Here is a 16,446-nt window from a genome sequence, read left to right on the forward strand (position 1 = left end):
CGTCTTGATGTATTCTTGATACCGCCCGCGCCAGTCTTGAGCCCCTTTTGACGCGTCGCCTCCTAGCATCCGGGTCATCAACCACGGGAGTCAGAGATGGATCTTGCGTACGTTGCTGGCATAGGCCTGCTGGGGCTGGCCGTCTGGGCCTTGGCCCAGGGCTGCGCCCGTCTGCAGGCCGGGGGAGAGCGCTCATGACCGGCTGGCTTTTCACCGCTGCAGCGCTGGCCGCAGGCCTGCTCATGTACCTGGTGGCCGTGCTGCTGCGGCCGGAGGACTTCTCGTGAACGCCCCCGCCTGGATGCTGCTGGCGGCCTACCTGGCAGCGTTGCTGGCGCTGGCCTGGCCGCTGGCGCGCTGGATCGACGCCGTGATGGAGGGGCGCGTCGCCTGGCTCGCGCGCCTCGAAGCCCCGCTGCTGCGCGCAGTCGGGATGCGCGCCGACCAGGAAACGGGCTGGCTGCGCTACTGCCTGGGGCTGCTGGCCTTCAACCTGCTGGGCCTGTGCGCCCTGTACAGCCTGCAGCGCCTGCAAGCCTGGCTGCCGCTGAACCCGCAGGGCTTCGGCGCCGTCGCGCCCGAACTGGCCTTCAACACCGCCGTGAGCTTTGTCACCAACACCAACTGGCAGAACTACGGCGGCGAGACGACGATGGCCTACCTCACGCAGATGCTGGGGCTGACGGTGCAGAACTTCCTCTCGGCCGCGACGGGCCTGGTCGTGGTGCTGGCGCTGATGCGCGGCTTCGCGCGCCATTCGGCCCAGGTCATCGGTAATGTGTGGGCCGACCTGCTGCGCGCCACGCTGTGGGTGCTGCTGCCGCTGTCCCTGGTCTTCTCGATCGTGCTCGCCAGCGAAGGCGTGGTGCAGAACCTGGCGCCCTACCAGCAGGTGCAGACGCTGCAGGCCGTGCACTGGCAGCAGCCCCGGCTGGGCGCAGACGGGCAGCCACTCGAAGACTCCCAGGGCCGGCCCGTGCTGGAGGACAAGTCCAGTACCGCCCAGACCCTGGCCATGGGCCCCGTGGCCTCGCAGGAGGCCATCAAGATGCTGGGTACCAACGGCGGCGGCTTCTTCAACGCAAACTCGGCACACCCGTTCGAGAACCCCTCGGCGCTGAGCAATTTCTTGCAGATGCTCGCCATCTTCCTGATCCCCGCCGCGCTGTGTTTCGTGTTCGGCCGCATGGTCGGCGACATGCGCCAGGGCTGGACGGTGCTCGCGGCCATGGCGGCGCTGTTCGTCGTCTTCGCGGCGGCCGCCACGGCGTTCGAGCAGCAGGGCAACCCCGCCCTGGCCGCACTGGGCGTGGATCAGACGCCGAGCCTGGCGCAATCGGGCGGCAACATGGAAGGCAAGGAGCTGCGCTTTGGCATCAACGCCTCGGCCCTGTTCGCCACCATCACCACGGCCGCGAGCTGCGGCGCCGTGAACGCCATGCACGACAGCTTCACGCCGCTGGGCGGCATGGTGCCGCTGGTGCTGATGCAGCTGGGCGAGGTGGTGTTCGGCGGCGTGGGCGCGGGCCTGTACGGCATGCTGCTGTTCGCCATCCTCGCGGTGTTCATCGCGGGGCTGATGATCGGGCGCACGCCCGAGTACCTGGGCAAGAAGATCGAGGCGCACGAGATGAAGCTGGTGGCCATCGCCATCCTCGTCACGCCGCTGCTGGTGCTGGGCGGCACGGCCGTGGCCGTGCTCGCCGAGGCGGGGCGCGCGGGCATCCTGAACCCGGGCCCGCATGGCTTTTCGGAGGTGCTGTACGCGCTCAGCTCTGCCGCCAACAACAACGGCAGCGCCTTCGCCGGCCTGTCGGCCAACACCCCCTTCTACAACCTGCTGCTGGCGCTGGCCATGTGGCTGGGCCGCTTCGGCGTGCTCGTGCCCGTGCTGGCCATCGCCGGCGCGCTGGCCGCGAAAAAGCGCCTGGCCGCCACCGCGGGCACGCTGCCCACGCACGGCCCGCTGTTCGCCGCTCTCTTGATCGGCTGCGTGCTGCTGGTCGGCCTGCTGAGCTACTTGCCCGCGCTGGCCCTGAGCCCCGTGGTCGAGCACCTGATGCTGTGGACGCATTGAGGAATCCGCCATGCCCCGCAAAACCCTGCCCCTGTTCGACCCGGCGCTGGTACGCCCCGCCCTGGCCGATGCCTTCAAGAAGCTGGATCCGCGCGTGCAATGGCGCAACCCGGTGATGTTCGTCGTCTACGTGGGCAGCGCCTTCACCAGCACGCTGGCGCTGGCCCAGCCCACGCGGTTCAGCGCGCAAGTGGCGCTGTGGCTGTGGTTCACCGTGCTGTTCGCCAACTTCGCCGAGGCCCTGGCCGAGGGCCGCAGCAAGGCCCAGGCGGCCTCGCTGCGCGGCCTCAAGAAGGCGACCTGGGCCAAGCGGCTGCAAGGCACCTATGACCAGGCTCTCGACCATGCGCCGCCGCGCACGCAAATGCAGTGGCTGCCGCTCGAGGCCGAGAACCTGCGCAAGGGCGACATCGTGCTCGTCGAGGCCGGCGAGACCATTCCCGCCGACGGCGAGGTGATCGACGGCGTGGCCTCGGTGGACGAAAGCGCCATCACCGGCGAATCGGCCCCCGTGATCCGCGAATCGGGCGGCGACTTCTCGGCCGTCACGGGCGGCACGCGCGTGCTGTCGGACTGGATCGTGGTGCGTGTCGCCGTGAACCCCGGAGAGACCTTCGTGGATCGCATGATCGCCATGGTCGAGTCGGCCCGCCGCCAGAAGACGCCCAACGAGATCGCACTGACCATCCTGCTCGTGGCGCTGACCATCGTGTTCCTCGCCGTGGTGGCGACGCTGCTGCCGTTCTCGGCGTTCGGCGTGCAGGCCAGCGGCGCGGGCGCGCCCGTGGATCTGGTGGTGCTCGTGGCGCTGCTGGTGTGCCTGATCCCCACGACCATCGCGGGGCTGCTCAGCGCCATCGGCGTGGCGGGCATGAGCCGCATGATGCAGGCCAACGTGATCGCCACCTCGGGCCGCGCCGTCGAGGCCGCGGGCGACGTGGACGTGCTGCTGCTGGACAAGACCGGCACCATCACGCTGGGCAACCGCCAGGCCAGCGCCTTCCTGCCCGCACCGGGCGTGCCGGAGGGAACGCTGGCCGACGCCGCACAGCTGGCCTCGCTGGCCGACGAGACGCCCGAGGGCCGCTCCATCGTGGTGCTCGCCAAGCAGAAGTTCAACCTGCGCGAGCGCGACGTGGCGGGCCTGGGCGCGCATTTCGTGCACTTCACGGCCCAGACGCGCATGAGCGGCGTGGATCTGCCGGGCCCGCGCCTGCTGCGCAAGGGCGCGGCCGAGGCCATCCGCCAGCATGTGCAGGCGCTGGGCGGCAGCTTCCCCAGCGCGCTGCAGGCCACGGTGGACGATGCGGCGCGGCGCGGCAGCACGCCGCTGGCCGTGGCCGACGGCACGCGCGTGCTCGGCGTGGTGGAGCTCAAGGACATCGTCAAGGGCGGCATCAAGGAGCGCTTCGCCGAACTGCGCCGCATGGGCATACAGACCGTGATGGTGACGGGCGACAACCGGCTCACGGCCGCCTCCATTGCGGCCGAGGCCGGCGTGGACGACTTCCTCGCCGAGGCCACGCCCGAGGCCAAGCTGCAGCTCATCCGCGCGCACCAGGGCGCGGGCCGCCTCGTCGCGATGACCGGCGACGGCACCAACGACGCCCCCGCGCTGGCCCAGGCCGACGTGGCCGTGGCCATGAACACCGGCACGCAGGCCGCCAAGGAGGCCGGCAACATGGTGGACCTGGACAGCAACCCCACCAAGCTGATCGAGATCGTCGAGACCGGCAAGCAGATGCTGATGACGCGCGGCGCGCTCACCACCTTCAGCATCGCCAACGACCTGGCCAAGTACTTCGCCATCATTCCGGCCGCGTTCGTCGGCACCTACCCGCAGCTCGCGGCGCTCAACGTCATGCAGCTGGCCAGCCCCGCCTCGGCCATCCTGTCGGCGGTGGTCTTCAACGCGCTGGTCATCGTCTTCCTGATCCCGCTGGCGCTCAAGGGCGTGCGCTACCGCGCCGTGGGTGCGGCCGCGCTGCTGCGCCGCAACCTGCTGCTGTACGGGCTGGGTGGCGTCATCGTGCCCTTCATCGGCATCAAGGTCATTGACCTGGCCGTGGCCGCGCTCGGCCTGGCCTGAGCTGGCATTGCAAGGAGTCCCCAGATGTCCATCCTCCATCCCCGCCAAGAGCAGCCCGGGCGCACGCCGGGCCTGCTGCGCCCCGCGCTGGTGCTGTTCGTGCTGCTGTCGGCCGTGACCGGCCTGCTGTACCCGCTGACCGTCACCGGTCTAGCCCAGGCATTGTTTCCCCAGCAGGCCAACGGCAGCCTGGTCATGCACAACGGTCATGCCGTCGGCTCGGCGCTGATTGGCCAGTCGTTCACCGAGGCCAGGTACTTCTGGGGCCGTCCCTCGGCCACCGCGCCCATGGCGTACAACGCCGAGGCTTCCGGCGGCTCAAACCTGGGCCCCTCCAACCCCGCGCTCGCAGCCGCGGTGCGCGCGCGCGTGCAGGCACTGCGCGCGGCCGATCCCGGCAACCTCGCCCCCGTGCCCGTAGACCTGGTCACGGCGTCGGCCAGCGGGCTGGACCCGCACATCAGCCGCGCTGCCGCCGACTACCAGGCGGCGCGCGTGGCCCGCGCGCGCCGCCTGCCCGAGACTCAGGTGCGCGCGCTCGTCGCGCGGCACAGCGAAGGCGCGCTGCTGGGCTTGCTGGGCGAGCCGCGCGTCAACGTGCTGCGGCTGAACCTGGCGCTGGATGCGCTATCACAAAAATAGCGTATTGCGCTTCATCCCATTGGGTTGAAGGCCGATTTGATCTATAACCCCCTGATGCAGGACCGCCCCGACCCCGATGCGCTGCTGCAGCGCGTGCAGCAAGAAGAAGCCTTGCGGCAACGCGGCCGACTGAAAATCTTCTTCGGCGCGTCGGCCGGTGTGGGCAAGACCTACGCCATGCTCGCGGCCGCGCGCGCCGCGCAGGCGCAGGGCATGCCTCTGATCGTGGGCGTGGTCGAGACCCACGGCCGCCCCGAGACCGAGGCCATGACGCGGGAACTGCCGCGCCTGGCCGCGGCGCGCGTGCCCTACCGCGGCCGGGAGCTGGCCGAGTTCGACCTCGACGCCGCGCTGCGCTTTGGCGCGGAGCACCCGGGCGCGCTGGTGCTGCTCGACGAACTCGCCCACAGCAACCTGCCCGGCACGCGCCACCCCAAGCGCTGGCAGGACGCCGAAGAGCTGCTCGCGGCCGGCATCGACGTGTGGACCACGATGAACGTGCAGCACCTCGAAAGCCTCAATGACATCGTCAGCGGCATCACCGGCATCCGCGTCTGGGAGACCGTGCCCGACCGCGTGTTCGACGAGGCGGACGAAGTCGTGGTCGTCGACCTGCCGCCCGATGAGCTGCTGCAACGCCTCAAGGCCGGCAAGGTCTACCTGCCCCAGCAGGCCGAGCGGGCCGCCGCGCACTTCTTCCGCAAAGGCAACCTGTTGGCGCTGCGCGAGCTGGCCCTGCGCCGCACCGCCGACCGCGTGGACGAGCAGATGCAGGCCTACCGGCGCCGCAGCGCCGTGCAGCCGGTCTGGCCCACGCGCGAGGCGCTGCTGGCCTGCGTGGGTCCGGACGAACAAGGCGAGCAGGTGGTGCGCAGCTGCGCGCGCCTGGCGGGCCAGCTGGAGGTGCCCTGGCATGCCGTGCATGTGGAGACACCCGCCGTGCTGCGCAAGCCCCCGGCCACGCGCGAGCGGCCGCTGCGCGTACTGCGGCTCGCGCAGGAGCTGGGGGCCACCACCACGGCGACGCTGTCGGCGCCCGACGCCGCCACGGCGCTGGCGCGCTATGCGCGCGAGCACAACCTGGCGCGCCTCGTCCTGGGCCGCGCCGCGCCGCGCTGGCCCTGGCAGCACCCGCTGGCCGCGCGCATCGCCGTGGAGGGCGGCGAACTCGACCTGCTGCAGGTGGGCCGGCGTGCCGCGGCCCGCCCGGCGACCGCGCCGGCGCAGCCGCGCACCGGCGGCTGGCCCTGGCAGGGCTTCGCGGCGGCCGTGGCGGCCTGCGTGCTCATGGCGCTGCTGGCGACGCCGCTCAAGGACGTGCTGGAGCTGAGCAACATCGTCATGCTGTTCCTGCTCGCCGTGGTCGGCGTGGGGCTGCGTTACGGCCGCGCGAGCGCCGTGCTCGCGGCCTTCCTGGGCGTGGGGCTGTTCGACTTCTTCTTTGTGCCGCCGCACTTTTCGTTCGCGGTGAGCGATGTGCAATACCTCGTCACCTTCGGCGTAATGCTCGTGGTCGCGCTGGTCATCGGCCAGCTCACGGCCGGGCTCAAGGTGCAGGCGCAGGCCGCAACGCTGCGCGAGCACCGCGTGCGCAGCCTCTACGAGATGGCGCGCGACCTGTCCGCCGCACTGCTGCCCGAGCAGGTGGCCGAGATCGGCGCGCGCTTCCTGGCGGCCGAATTCGGCGCCCCGTCCACGCTGCTGGACGCCGATGAACACAACCGGCTGCAGGCCCTGCCCGGCGGCCAGGCGCCGCTGGATATGGCCGTGGCGCAATGGGCGTTCGAGCGCGGCGCGGCCGCGGGCCCCGGCACCGACACCCTGCCCATGAGCAGCTGCCTGGTGCTGCCGCTCAAGGCGCCGATGCGCCTGCGCGGCGTGCTCGCCATCGCGGCCGAGCCGGTGCGCCTGCTCAGCCCCGAGCAGCGCCGCCTGCTCGACACCTGCGCCTCGCTACTGGCCATCTCGCTGGAGCGCATCCACTACATCGAAGTGGCGCGCCAGAGCACGGTGCAGATCGAGTCGGAGCGCTTGCGCAACTCGCTGCTCTCGGCGATCTCGCACGACCTGCGCACGCCGTTGGCCTCGCTCGTGAGCCTGGTCGACACGCTGGGCCTCATCCCCCCGCCGCTGAGCGGACCACAGCGCGAAGTGACCGACGCGATCCGGCAGTCGGCCCTGCGCATGAACGCGCTGGTGGGCAACCTGCTCGACATGGCCCGGCTCGAAGCCGGCGCCGTGCAGCTGCACCGCGCCTGGCAGCCGCTCGAGGAGGTGGTGGGCAGCGCGCTCGCGGCCTGCGCCGGTTCGCTGGCGGGCCGTCCGATCGACGTGCAGCTGGCCGACGACCTGCCGCTGCTGCACCTGGACGCCGTGCTGTTCGAGCGCGTGCTCGTCAACCTGCTGGAAAACGCGGCCAAGTACACGCCTGCCGGCAGCCCCATCGCCATCGCAGCGCAAGCGGCCAGCAGCCAGGTGGTGCTGACCGTGGCCGACTGGGGTCCGGGCCTGCCCCGCGGCCGCGAGGAACTGGTGTTCGAGAAGTTCGAGCGCGGAGCGCGTGAAAGCGCCACGCCCGGCGTCGGCCTGGGGCTGGCGATCTGCCGCGCCATCGTGCAGGCCCATGGCGGCACGATCCGCGGGCACAACCGCAGCGCCCCCGCCCAGGGCGCGGTCTTCACCATCACGCTGCCGCGCGGCACCCCACCGCCGGACGATGGCGGCCAGGCGCCCCTGCCGCCCACATAGCCAGAATGAATAGCCCCATGAGCGAACCCGGCACCCGCATCCTGATCGTCGAAGACGAGGCCGACATCCGCCGCTTCGTGCGCCTCACGCTCGAGGCCGAAGGCCATGCGGTCTACGAGGCCGAAGACCTGCGCCGCGGCCTGATCGAGGCCGGCACGCGCCGCCCCGACCTGGTGGTGCTCGACCTGGGCCTGCCCGACGGCGACGGCGTCGACCTGATCCGCGACCTGCGCGGCTGGTCTGCCATGCCGGTCATCGTGCTGTCGGCGCGCAGCGGCGAGGCCGACAAGATCGCTGCGCTGGATGCCGGCGCCGACGACTACCTGGTCAAACCCTTCGGCGCGGGCGAGCTCATGGCGCGCGTGCGCGCCCAGCTGCGGCGCAGCCAACGGCAGACGCAATCCGGCGAGCCGGTGGTGCGCTTTGGCGTGGTCGAAGTGGATCTGGTGCGCCGTAGCGTGCAGCGCGCAGGCCAGCCCCTGCACCTCACGCCCATCGAGTACAAGCTGCTCACGCACCTGATCGCCCAACCCGACCGGGTGCTCACGCACCAGCAGCTGCTCAAGGTGGTCTGGGGTCCGGGCCACGCCGATGACCAGCACTATGTGCGCGTGCACATGGCCAACCTGCGCAAGAAGATCGAGGACACCCCCTCCATGCCCCGGCATCTGCTGACCGAAGCGGGCATAGGCTATCGCTTCGTGTCCCAGGCTTGAATACAAGAGAAAATAGCCTTCATCTCCCGTCAATCAAGCGCAAATAGCTATTAAATATATAGCAAAATAAACTAAAATGACTGCCCTTAGGCCGCCGGCGCCGGCACGCTGTGCAGCAGCACCGGCAGCTCGCCGTCGCTGCCCACGCTTTCCAGCTGCACGCCAAAGCCCCACAGGCGCGCCACATGCTTGAGCACCTCCAGCGCATCGCCCGCCAGGGGGCGGCCCTGGTACTGGGTGTGGCGCAGGGTAAGGCAGCGGTCGCCGCGCAGGTTCACGTTCCACACCTGGATGTTGGGTTCGCGCACGCCCAGGTCGTATTGCTGCGACAGGGTCTGACGCAGGATGCGGTAGCCGTCCTCGTCGTGGATGGCGCTGACCAGCAGCTCGCGCTCGCTGGCATCGTCGTGGATGGCAAACAGGCGCATGTCGCGCATCAGCTTGGGGCTCAGGAACTGGCCGACAAAGCTCTCGTCCTTGAAGTTCTGCATGGCGTGGTGCAGCACCGGTAGCCAGGGCGTGCCGGCCATGTCGGGGAACCAGCGCCGGTCCTCCTCGGTGGGCTCCTGGCAGATGCGCCGGATGTCGCGGTACATGGAAAAGCCCAGCGCATAGGGGTTGATGCCGCTGTAGGCGCGGTGCCCGACGGGCGGCTGGTAGATCACGTTGGTGTGCGAGGAGAGCCACTCGATCATTGCGCCGTCGGTGAGCCAGCCCTCGTCGTACAAGGTGTTCAGCAGCGTGTAGTGCCAGAAGGTGGCCCAGCCCTCGTTCATCACCTGGGTCTGGCGCTGCGGGTAGAAGTACTGCGCGATCTTGCGCACGATGCGCACGATCTCACGCTGCCAGGGCTCCAGCAGGGGGGCATTCTTTTCGATGAAGTACAGGATGTTTTCCTCGGGCTCCTTCGGAAAACGCTCGCTCTCCTGCGCCGCGCTGCCCTTGCCCGGGCGCGCCGGCAGGGTGCGCCAGAGCACGTTGACCTGCTGCTGGGCGTAGGCCTCGCGCTGCTCGCGCTCGGCGCGCTCGCGCGCCAGGGTCTTCTTGGTCGGGCGGTGATAGCGGTCCACGCCCAGGGTGGACAGCGCATGGCAGGAGTCGAGCCACTGCTCCACGGTATCGAGGCCGTGGCGCTCCTCGCACTGGGCCACAAAGTCCCGGGCATAGACCAGGTAGTCGATGATGCTGCCCGCGTCCGTCCACATGCCGAACAGGTAGTTGCCCTTGAAGAAACTGTTGTGCCCGTAAGCCGCGTGGGCAATCACCAGCGCCTGCATGGCGGTGGTGTTTTCCTCCATCAGGTAGCAGATGCAGGGGTTGGAGTTGATGACGATCTCGTAGGCCAGCCCCATGTGCCCGCGCCGGTAGCGCCGCTCGGTGGCCAGGAATTCCTTGCCATAGCTCCAGTGGCGATAGCCCACCGGCATGCCGACGCTGGCATAGGCGTCCATCATCTGCTCGGCCGAGATCACCTCCAGCTGATTCGGGTAGGTGTCCAGGCCATAGCGCTCGGCCGTGGCGGCAATGACGGCGTGGTAGCGCTCGATGAGCTCGAAGGTCCAGTCGCTAGGATCAGGCAAGGGCTGGGCCGGGCGTTTGCCGGCCGGCAGGGGAGCACGGGGCACGCCGCGCTGCTGGCGTTCGCCCGAGACGGCCAGCTTCCAGTGGTGCGAGCCCGCACGGCGTGCCAGCGCGGGGTATTGGGAAAGGTTCATACCGACACCCCCTCTTTCTTGAACAGGTCGCGAAACACGGGGTAGATCTCGCCCGGCCCGGAGACCTTGCGCATGGCGAAGTGGGGGAACAACCGCGGCAGCTGGCTGTATTCGTCCCACAGGTTCTGCTCCTCCTGCGCCACCTGGACATAGGCAAAGTAACGCACCAGGGGCAGGATCCTTTCGGCCAGCAGGCTGCGGCAATTGCCGCCATCGTCGTGGAAGTTGTCGCCGTCGCTGGCCTGGGCGACGTAGATGTTCCAGTCGCCCACGGGGTAGCGCGTGCGCATGATCTGATCGAGCAGCACCAGGGCGCTGCTGACCACCGTGCCGCCGCTCTCGGTGGAGTGGAAGAACTCGTCCTCGCTCACCTCGGCGGCCTGGGTGTGGTGGCGTATGAAAACGATGTCGATCTTCTCGTAGTGGCGCGTGAGAAACAGGTACAGCAGGATGAAGAAGCGCTTGGCCAGGTCCTTGCGCTCCTGGTCCATGGAGCCGGACACGTCCATCACGCAGAACATCACCGCCTGGCTGCTGGGCACGGGCACCTTGGTGCGGTTGCGAAAGCGCAGGTCGATGGGATCGAGGAAGGCGACTTTGTCCACGCGTGCCTTCAGGGCGTCGATGCGCTGCTGCAGCTCGGCCACGGCTTCGCTGGTGCCGTCGTCCTGCGCCAGCAATTCATCGAGCTGCTTTTGCAAGACCTGCAGCTCGCGGTGCGGCGCCTTGGTCAGGGCCAGGCGCCGGCCCAGGGCGCCGCGCATGGTGCGCAGCACCGCCAGGTTCTGCGGCGTGCCGTCGTGGCTGTAGCCGGCGCGGCGCGTCTTGTATTGCGGGGTGTCGCCGATATGGGTGCGCATCAAGCGCGGCAGGGCCAGGTCTTCAAAGAAGAGCTGCATGAACTCTTCCTTGGACAGGGTGAAGGTGAAGTCGTCCTCCCCCTCCCCGCTATCGCTGGCCTGCGAGCCCGCCCCGCCCGCGCCACCCTGGGGCCGGGCAATGCGGTCGCCGCGCACATGATCGGTGTTGCCCGGGTGCACGGTGTCGCGCACGCCGCCCTGGCCGTGGTGGAACACCGGCTCGTGGATGTCCTTGCGCGGAATGGTGATGCTCTCGGCCTGCTCGATATGGCGAATGTCGCGCTGGCTCACGGCGCGGCGCACCGCCTCGGCGATCTGCTGCTTGTAGCGGCGCACGAAACGCTCGCGGTTGCCCACCGACTTGTTCTTGCCAGCGAGCCTGCGGTCGATGATTTGCATTGCCATCTATATCCCCCATGGCCCGGTACCGGCGCTGCCGCCGGGCCGGTCAGCTGCTCTTGCGCACGCGCAGGTACCACTCGCACAGCAGGCGCACCTGCTTGGAGGTATAGCCCTTGGCCACCATGCGGGTGACAAAATCCTCGTGCTTGCGCGCGTCCTCGGCGCTGGCCTTGGCATTGAAGCTGATGACGGGCAGCAGCTCCTCGGTGTTGGAGAACATCTTCTTCTCGATCACCAGGCGCAGCTTCTCGTAGCTGGTCCAGCTCGGGTTCTTGCCCTGATTGTTGGCGCGCGCACGCAGCACGAAGTTGACGATCTCGTTGCGGAAGTCCTTGGGGTTGGCGATGCCCGCGGGCTTCTCGATCTTCTCCAGCTCGGCATTCAGCGCGTTGCGGTCGAACACCTCGCCGGTGTCGGTGTCGCGGTACTCGCTGTCCTGGATCCAGTAGTCGGCGTAGGTGACGTAGCGGTCGAAGATGTTCTGGCCGTACTCGCTGTAGCTCTCAAGATACGCAGTTTGAATCTCTTTACCGATGAACTCGGCGTAGCGCGGCGACAGGTATTCCTTGATGTAGCCGGTGTACTTGGTCTCCAGCTCGGCGGGGAACTGCTCGCGCTCGATCTGGCGCTCCAGCACATACATCAGGTGCACGGGGTTGGCCGCCACCTCGGTGCTGTCGTAGTTGAAGACCTTGGACAGGATCTTGAAGGCAAAGCGCGTGGAGATGCCGCTCATGCCCTCGTCCACGCCGGCGTAGTCGCGATACTCCTGATAGCTCTTGGCACGCGGATCGGTGTCCTTCAAGCTCTCGCCGTCATAGACCTGCATCTTGCTGAAGATGCTGGAGTTCTCCGGCTCCTTCAGGCGCGTGAGCACCGAGAACTGCGCCATCATCTTCAGCGTGCCGGGCGCGCACACGGCCTTGGCCAGCGAGGACTCGCGGATCAGCTTCTCGTAGATCTTCATCTCCTCGGAGACACGCAGGCAGTAGGGCACCTTGACGATGTAGATGCGGTCCAGGAAGGCCTCGTTGTTGCGGTTGTTGCGAAACGCCTTCCACTCGCTCTCGTTGCTGTGCGCGAGCACGATGCCATCGAACGGAATGGCGCCAAAGCCCTCCGTGCCCTTGTAGTTGCCCTCCTGGGTGGCGGTAAGCAGCGGGTGCAGCACCTTGATCGGCGCCTTGAACATCTCGACAAATTCGAGCAGCCCCTGGTTGGCCAGGCACAGGCCGCCCGAGTAGCTGTAGGCGTCGGTGTCGTCCTGGGCGAAGTTCTCCAGCTTGCGGATATCCACCTTGCCCACCAGGCTGGAGATGTCCTGGTTGTTCTCGTCGCCCGGCTCGGTCTTGGCGATGGCCACCTGCTTCAGGATGCTGGGATAGCGCTTGACGACGCGGAACTGGCGTATGTCGCCGCCATATTCCTCCAGGCGCTTGACGGCCCAGGGCGAGAGCACATGCTGCAGGCAGCGCCGGGGAATGCCGAACTGCTCCTCCAGCACCGGTCCGTCCTCGGTCACATCGAACAGCCCCAGCGGCGACTCGTTCACCGGCGAACCCTTGAGGGCGTAGAACGGCACCTTCTGCATCAGGTGCTTGAGGCGCTCGGCGATCGAGCTCTTGCCGCCGCCCACCGGGCCCAGCAGGTACAGGATCTGCTTGCGCTCCTCCAGCCCCTGGGCCGCGTGGCGAAAGAAGCTCACCACCTGCTCGATCGCGTCCTCCATGCCGTAGAACTCGGCAAAGGCCGGATAGCGGCGGATCACCTTGTTGGCAAACAGGCGCGACAGGTGCGGCTCGTTGCGCGTATCCACCATCTCCGGCTCGCCTATCGCAGCCAGCATGCGCTCGGCAGAACTGCCATAGGCCATGGGATCGCGCTGGCAAAGGGCAAGGTATTCGTCGATCGACATTTCCTCTTCGCGCAGGCGGACATAGCGTGCGGCAAAGTTGCTGATGGCATCCATAAGGGCCTCCTATGGCGGCACCCCGGGGGGCGGACAGTGCCGCAGAGTTGCAAGACATCGACCAGCCGTGCGAGCTCGTTGTAACACCTTGCCCCGGCTTTGAACAGGTGCATAAATCCCGCACTGGCACACAACACGAGTGATCACGATCACCGGTGTCGGGTTCCCTGCCACCAGGCCAGCACCAGCAGCCCGCCCGGCCGGTGCGCGCCTGCGAGGGCGGCATGGGCCGGCATGCCACGGCGCTGAGCGGCCCGCAGCAGGCCGACGGCAGCCGATGGAACCGCTCGGAAAATGCTATTTAAACAATAGTTACAGACGCTTTACACGAAAGCGTTATGGCCGCATTTTGCTGATAATTCAGCGGGTCTATGGCAGGCCGGGCACCCAGCGCACGGGCTGGCCAGCCGCCGCGGCGCCGTCCTTGCCCGGGGGCGGCGGCGCCACCAGGTCGGCCACGCTCAGGCCGTCGAGCACGGCCAGATAGGCCCGCGTCGCGTCCGAGAGCACGTTCTGCAGCCGGCAATGGTTGCTCATGCGGCATTGGTTGAGATCGGCGTTGAAGCACTCGACCATGTCGAAGTCAGTCTCGGTCATGCGCACTATCGCTCCCAGGTTGATCTCACTGGCAGGCTTCATCAGCCGCATGCCACCGCCGCGCCCGCGCGTGGTGTCCAGCAGGCCCTGGGCGGCCAGCTGCTGCACGATTTTTGTCAGATGGCTACGCGAAATGCCATGCGCCTCAGCCACCTCGCTGATGGTCACGGGCTGCTCGCGCTCCTGGCTGGCGGCGCAATACATCAGCACGCGCAACGCGTAGTCGGTCCACTGTGTCAGTCGCATGGGGTTTCCGCGGTCATTACAAAAGATTCACACAGAGTGAAGTTTAAAGAATAAAATATGCAGATCAAATGTATCTTTGAAAACCCCCACCATGAGCTCCATCGACTCCAGCCAGGCCATTGGCCAGATTGCCGTGCAGCTGCCCGGCGCCACCGCCGTGTTTCGCCGCCTCAAACTCGATTTTTGCTGCGGCGGCCATGTGAGCCTGCACCAGGCGGCCAGCGACAAGGGGCTGGACCTGCAGGCCGTGGTGCGGGAGCTGTCGGCGCTGCAGCGCCCCAATGAGCTGCCCGACACGGGCACGCCGTCCGAGTTGATCGACCACATCATCGCGCGCTACCACGAGGTGCACCGCGTCCAGCTGCCCGAGCTGATCCGCATGGCACGCCGCGTGGAGGCCGTGCACCGCGACAACCCCAACACCCCGCATGGCTTGGCCGACGCGCTCGAAACCATGGAGCAGGAGCTGCTCACCCACATGCACAAGGAAGAGGCCGTGCTGTTCCCGATGCTGCGCGCCGGCGGCAACAGCTTCGTGAGCCAGCCCATCGCCATGATGCGCCACGAGCACACCGACCACGGCCAGGCGCTGGAGCACCTGGCCCAGCTGACCAACGACATCACCCCGCCGATGGGCGCCTGCAACACCTGGCGTGCGCTGTACACCGGCCTGGCCCAGCTGCACGAAGACCTGATGAACCATATCCACCTGGAAAACAACGTACTGTTCCAGCAGTTCGAAGCCAGCGCGTCGCAGGGCTGCGGCAGCGCCTCGGGCTGCGGCTGCAGCTGAGAGTCTGAGAAAAAAATTTCCCATGCCCGCTTTGCACGCCAAAGCCCCCCCACCCATCGTTGCAAATACTCGCCATAGCCCGAGCTATGGCTGCGTTTTGCGCCTCGATTGATGGCGTTTTGGCGCACCTCTCGGGCACGGCCAATTTATTCTCAGCCTCTGATGCCCGGCCCCGGCATGGGCCAGGGCATTGCGCGCAAGCCGTGGCGCGGCTATTTCAGCTGCCGATTCTGTCGCTGCGCCGTAGCGCGCAGCGGCGCCAGCAGCGCGCGCAGGCCGTTGTGATCAATCTCGTACATCAGCGCCAGCAGCTGCCCGGTCTCACCGCGCGGAAAACCCTCGCGCGCGAACCACTGCAGGTAGTTGGCGGGCAGGTCGGCAAGCACCGTGCCGCGGTGCTTGCCGAACGGCATTTCGCGTTCCAGCAGCAGTTGCAGTCGCTCCACGCTGCAGCCGGCAATCTCCATCACAGCCCCTTTATCGACAGCAGCGTCTGGGCGCTCAGCAAGGCCGGTATCACGCTGCAACAGTAGATGCTCAAGCCCTGCGCGCCTGCAGCGGGTAGGCCGGGTCGGTATAGCCGGGCGTGGACGGATGGCCGGGCGCGACCAGGCCGTCGATGAGCGCCTCGTCCTCGGGCGTGACGGCGTAATCCAGAGCGGGCAGGTAATCCTGCCACTGCGCCAGCGTGCGCGGGCCGGCGATCACGGAGCTGACGGCGCGGTGCGCCAGCACCCAGGCGGTGGCGAACTGCGCCAGCGTCACGCCGCGCGCCTCGGCGTGACGCTTGAGCGTCTGGGCGATGGCCAGCGACTCCTCGCGAAACTCGGTCTGGCCCATGCGCCGGTCGCCGCGCCCGGCGCGCGTGCCCTCCTGCGGCGCCTGGCCCGGCAGGTACTTGCCGGTGAGCACGCCGCGCGCCACCGGGCTGTAGGGCGTCACGCCCAGCCCGTAATGCTGGCAGGCGGGCAATATCTCCACCTCGGGCATGCGGTTGAGCAGGTTGTAGTACGGCTGGCACACCACGGGGCCGGGCATGGCGATGCGGCGCGCGCCATGCACCAGCTCGGCGATGCGCCAGGCGCGGAAGTTGGACACGCCCCAGTAGCGGATCTTGCCCGCGCGCAGCAGCGCGTCGATGGCGTAGAGCGGCTCCTCCAGGTCCATGCCCTCGTAGTCACGGTGCAGGTAGAGTATGTCCACATGCTCGGTCTGCAGGCGTGTGAGGCTGGCCTCCACCTCGCGCAGCATCCAGGCACGCGAGTAACGCCCCTCGTTGGGCCGCTCGGACATCTTGTTGCCCAGCTTGGTGGCCAGCACCCAGTCGTGGCGCTGGCCCTTGAGCAGGCCGCCCAGCATGGCCTCGGACCCGCCCTTGGTGTACACGTCGGCCGTATCCATGTAGTTCACGCCATGCTCGCGCGCGTGGGCAATGATGGAGGCGGCCTCGGCCGCGTCCGTCTGGTCGCCGAACATCATGGTGCCCAGGCACAGGGAGGAAACTTGCAGCTGGCTCTTGCCTAGTTGGCGGTATTGCATGGTGTATCTTTCACTATAGAAAAAAGAGCTACTTGCGCTTTAATAGCGGGCGT

The 16,446-nt window shown here is 67.8% G+C and carries 14 protein-coding genes; 8 read left to right on the forward strand and 6 right to left on the reverse strand.

From position 1 onward, the window contains the following. Nucleotides 1–194: 194 nt before the first annotated feature. From kdpF to kdpE, 6 genes are read left to right on the forward strand one after another with little or no spacing between them, the layout of a single operon-like run. Complete coding sequence (gene kdpF, locus P7644_RS13870) at nt 195–287, forward strand: K(+)-transporting ATPase subunit F (protein WP_404299845.1); 93 nt, start codon at nt 195–197, stop codon at nt 285–287. Further along, nucleotides 284–2,077, forward strand: coding sequence for a potassium-transporting ATPase subunit KdpA (gene kdpA, locus P7644_RS13875; RefSeq protein ID WP_404299846.1), 1,794 nt, complete (start codon nt 284–286; stop codon nt 2,075–2,077). The genes kdpF and kdpA overlap by 4 nt, the downstream gene beginning before the upstream one ends. A 10-nt stretch (nt 2,078–2,087) precedes the next feature. Further along, nucleotides 2,088–4,166, forward strand: coding sequence for a potassium-transporting ATPase subunit KdpB (kdpB, locus tag P7644_RS13880; protein WP_404299847.1), 2,079 nt, complete (start codon nt 2,088–2,090; stop codon nt 4,164–4,166). Between the two features lie 24 nt (nt 4,167–4,190). After that, nucleotides 4,191–4,808: a potassium-transporting ATPase subunit KdpC gene (gene kdpC, locus P7644_RS13885; protein ID WP_404299848.1), complete on the forward strand. Its 618-nt coding sequence runs from the start codon at nt 4,191–4,193 to the stop codon at nt 4,806–4,808. Between the two features lie 54 nt (nt 4,809–4,862). Then, nucleotides 4,863–7,556 (forward strand): DUF4118 domain-containing protein, encoded by a 2,694-nt coding sequence (locus P7644_RS13890; protein ID WP_404299849.1) that lies wholly within the window; start codon nt 4,863–4,865, stop codon nt 7,554–7,556. A 17-nt stretch (nt 7,557–7,573) separates the two neighbouring features. Beyond that, nucleotides 7,574–8,272 carry a two-component system response regulator KdpE gene (gene kdpE, locus P7644_RS13895; RefSeq protein ID WP_404299850.1) on the forward strand — a complete coding sequence of 233 codons (699 nt, stop codon included), beginning with the start codon at nt 7,574–7,576 and terminating at the stop codon, nt 8,270–8,272. An 86-nt stretch (nt 8,273–8,358) separates the two neighbouring features. Here kdpE and P7644_RS13900 read toward each other — a convergent pair whose 3' ends face one another. From P7644_RS13900 to P7644_RS13910, 3 genes are read right to left on the reverse strand one after another with little or no spacing between them, the layout of a single operon-like run. Then, on the reverse strand, nt 8,359–9,987 hold the full coding sequence (locus P7644_RS13900) for a SpoVR family protein (protein ID WP_404299851.1): 1,629 nt from the start codon (nt 9,985–9,987) through the stop codon (nt 8,359–8,361). Next, nucleotides 9,984–11,252 (reverse strand): YeaH/YhbH family protein, encoded by a 1,269-nt coding sequence (locus P7644_RS13905; protein WP_404299852.1) that lies wholly within the window; start codon nt 11,250–11,252, stop codon nt 9,984–9,986. The genes P7644_RS13900 and P7644_RS13905 overlap by 4 nt, the downstream gene beginning before the upstream one ends. Before the next feature lie 43 nt (nt 11,253–11,295). Continuing rightward, nucleotides 11,296–13,218, reverse strand: a complete 1,923-nt coding sequence (locus P7644_RS13910; protein ID WP_404299853.1) for a PrkA family serine protein kinase — start codon at nt 13,216–13,218, stop codon at nt 11,296–11,298. Between the two features lie 155 nt (nt 13,219–13,373). On the opposite strand from P7644_RS13910, the gene P7644_RS13915 reads away from it, so the two are divergent. Continuing rightward, a complete protein-coding gene (locus P7644_RS13915; protein WP_404299854.1) occupies nt 13,374–13,523 on the forward strand; it encodes a hypothetical protein in 150 nt (49 codons plus the stop codon). A 64-nt stretch (nt 13,524–13,587) separates the two neighbouring features. Here P7644_RS13915 and P7644_RS13920 read toward each other — a convergent pair whose 3' ends face one another. Beyond that, a complete protein-coding gene (locus P7644_RS13920) occupies nt 13,588–14,061 on the reverse strand; it encodes an RrF2 family transcriptional regulator (RefSeq protein WP_404299855.1) in 474 nt (157 codons plus the stop codon). 91 nt (nt 14,062–14,152) lie between these two features. Here P7644_RS13920 and ytfE point away from each other — a divergent pair, with 91 nt between their 5' ends. After that, the gene (gene ytfE / locus P7644_RS13925; protein ID WP_404299856.1) at nt 14,153–14,854 is read left to right on the forward strand and encodes an iron-sulfur cluster repair protein YtfE; all 702 of its coding nucleotides are present in this window, start codon (nt 14,153–14,155) and stop codon (nt 14,852–14,854) included. A gap of 212 nt (nt 14,855–15,066) precedes the next feature. Here ytfE and P7644_RS13930 read toward each other — a convergent pair whose 3' ends face one another. Both P7644_RS13930 and P7644_RS13935 read right to left on the reverse strand, forming a co-directional pair. Next, nucleotides 15,067–15,321, reverse strand: a complete 255-nt coding sequence (locus P7644_RS13930; RefSeq protein WP_404299857.1) for a DUF3820 family protein — start codon at nt 15,319–15,321, stop codon at nt 15,067–15,069. Nucleotides 15,322–15,391: 70 nt separating this feature from the next. Beyond that, complete coding sequence (locus P7644_RS13935; protein ID WP_404299858.1) at nt 15,392–16,393, reverse strand: aldo/keto reductase; 1,002 nt, start codon at nt 16,391–16,393, stop codon at nt 15,392–15,394. Between the last annotated feature and the right edge of the window lie 53 nt (nt 16,394–16,446).

The sequence above is a fragment of the Alicycliphilus denitrificans genome (assembly GCF_044792555.1).
In the GTDB taxonomy this organism is placed as follows: Bacteria; Pseudomonadota; Gammaproteobacteria; order Burkholderiales; family Burkholderiaceae_C; genus Alicycliphilus; species Alicycliphilus denitrificans_A.

Excerpts from the sequence above, each read along its gene's own strand:
- kdpF (WP_404299845.1), top strand. The coding sequence starts at position 195 with ATGACCGGCTGGCTTTTCACCGCTGCAGCGCTGGCCGCAGGCCTGCTC.
- kdpB (WP_404299847.1), top strand. The coding sequence starts at position 2,088 with ATGCCCCGCAAAACCCTGCCCCTGTTCGACCCGGCGCTGGTACGCCCC.
- kdpC (WP_404299848.1), top strand. The coding sequence starts at position 4,191 with ATGTCCATCCTCCATCCCCGCCAAGAGCAGCCCGGGCGCACGCCGGGC.
- P7644_RS13890 (WP_404299849.1), top strand. The coding sequence starts at position 4,863 with ATGCAGGACCGCCCCGACCCCGATGCGCTGCTGCAGCGCGTGCAGCAA.
- kdpE (WP_404299850.1), top strand. The coding sequence starts at position 7,574 with ATGAGCGAACCCGGCACCCGCATCCTGATCGTCGAAGACGAGGCCGAC.
- P7644_RS13900 (WP_404299851.1), bottom strand. The coding sequence starts at position 9,987 with ATGAACCTTTCCCAATACCCCGCGCTGGCACGCCGTGCGGGCTCGCAC.
- P7644_RS13905 (WP_404299852.1), bottom strand. The coding sequence starts at position 11,252 with ATGGCAATGCAAATCATCGACCGCAGGCTCGCTGGCAAGAACAAGTCG.
- P7644_RS13910 (WP_404299853.1), bottom strand. The coding sequence starts at position 13,218 with ATGGATGCCATCAGCAACTTTGCCGCACGCTATGTCCGCCTGCGCGAA.
- P7644_RS13920 (WP_404299855.1), bottom strand. The coding sequence starts at position 14,061 with ATGCGACTGACACAGTGGACCGACTACGCGTTGCGCGTGCTGATGTAT.
- ytfE (WP_404299856.1), top strand. The coding sequence starts at position 14,153 with ATGAGCTCCATCGACTCCAGCCAGGCCATTGGCCAGATTGCCGTGCAG.
- P7644_RS13930 (WP_404299857.1), bottom strand. The coding sequence starts at position 15,321 with ATGGAGATTGCCGGCTGCAGCGTGGAGCGACTGCAACTGCTGCTGGAA.
- P7644_RS13935 (WP_404299858.1), bottom strand. The coding sequence starts at position 16,393 with ATGCAATACCGCCAACTAGGCAAGAGCCAGCTGCAAGTTTCCTCCCTG.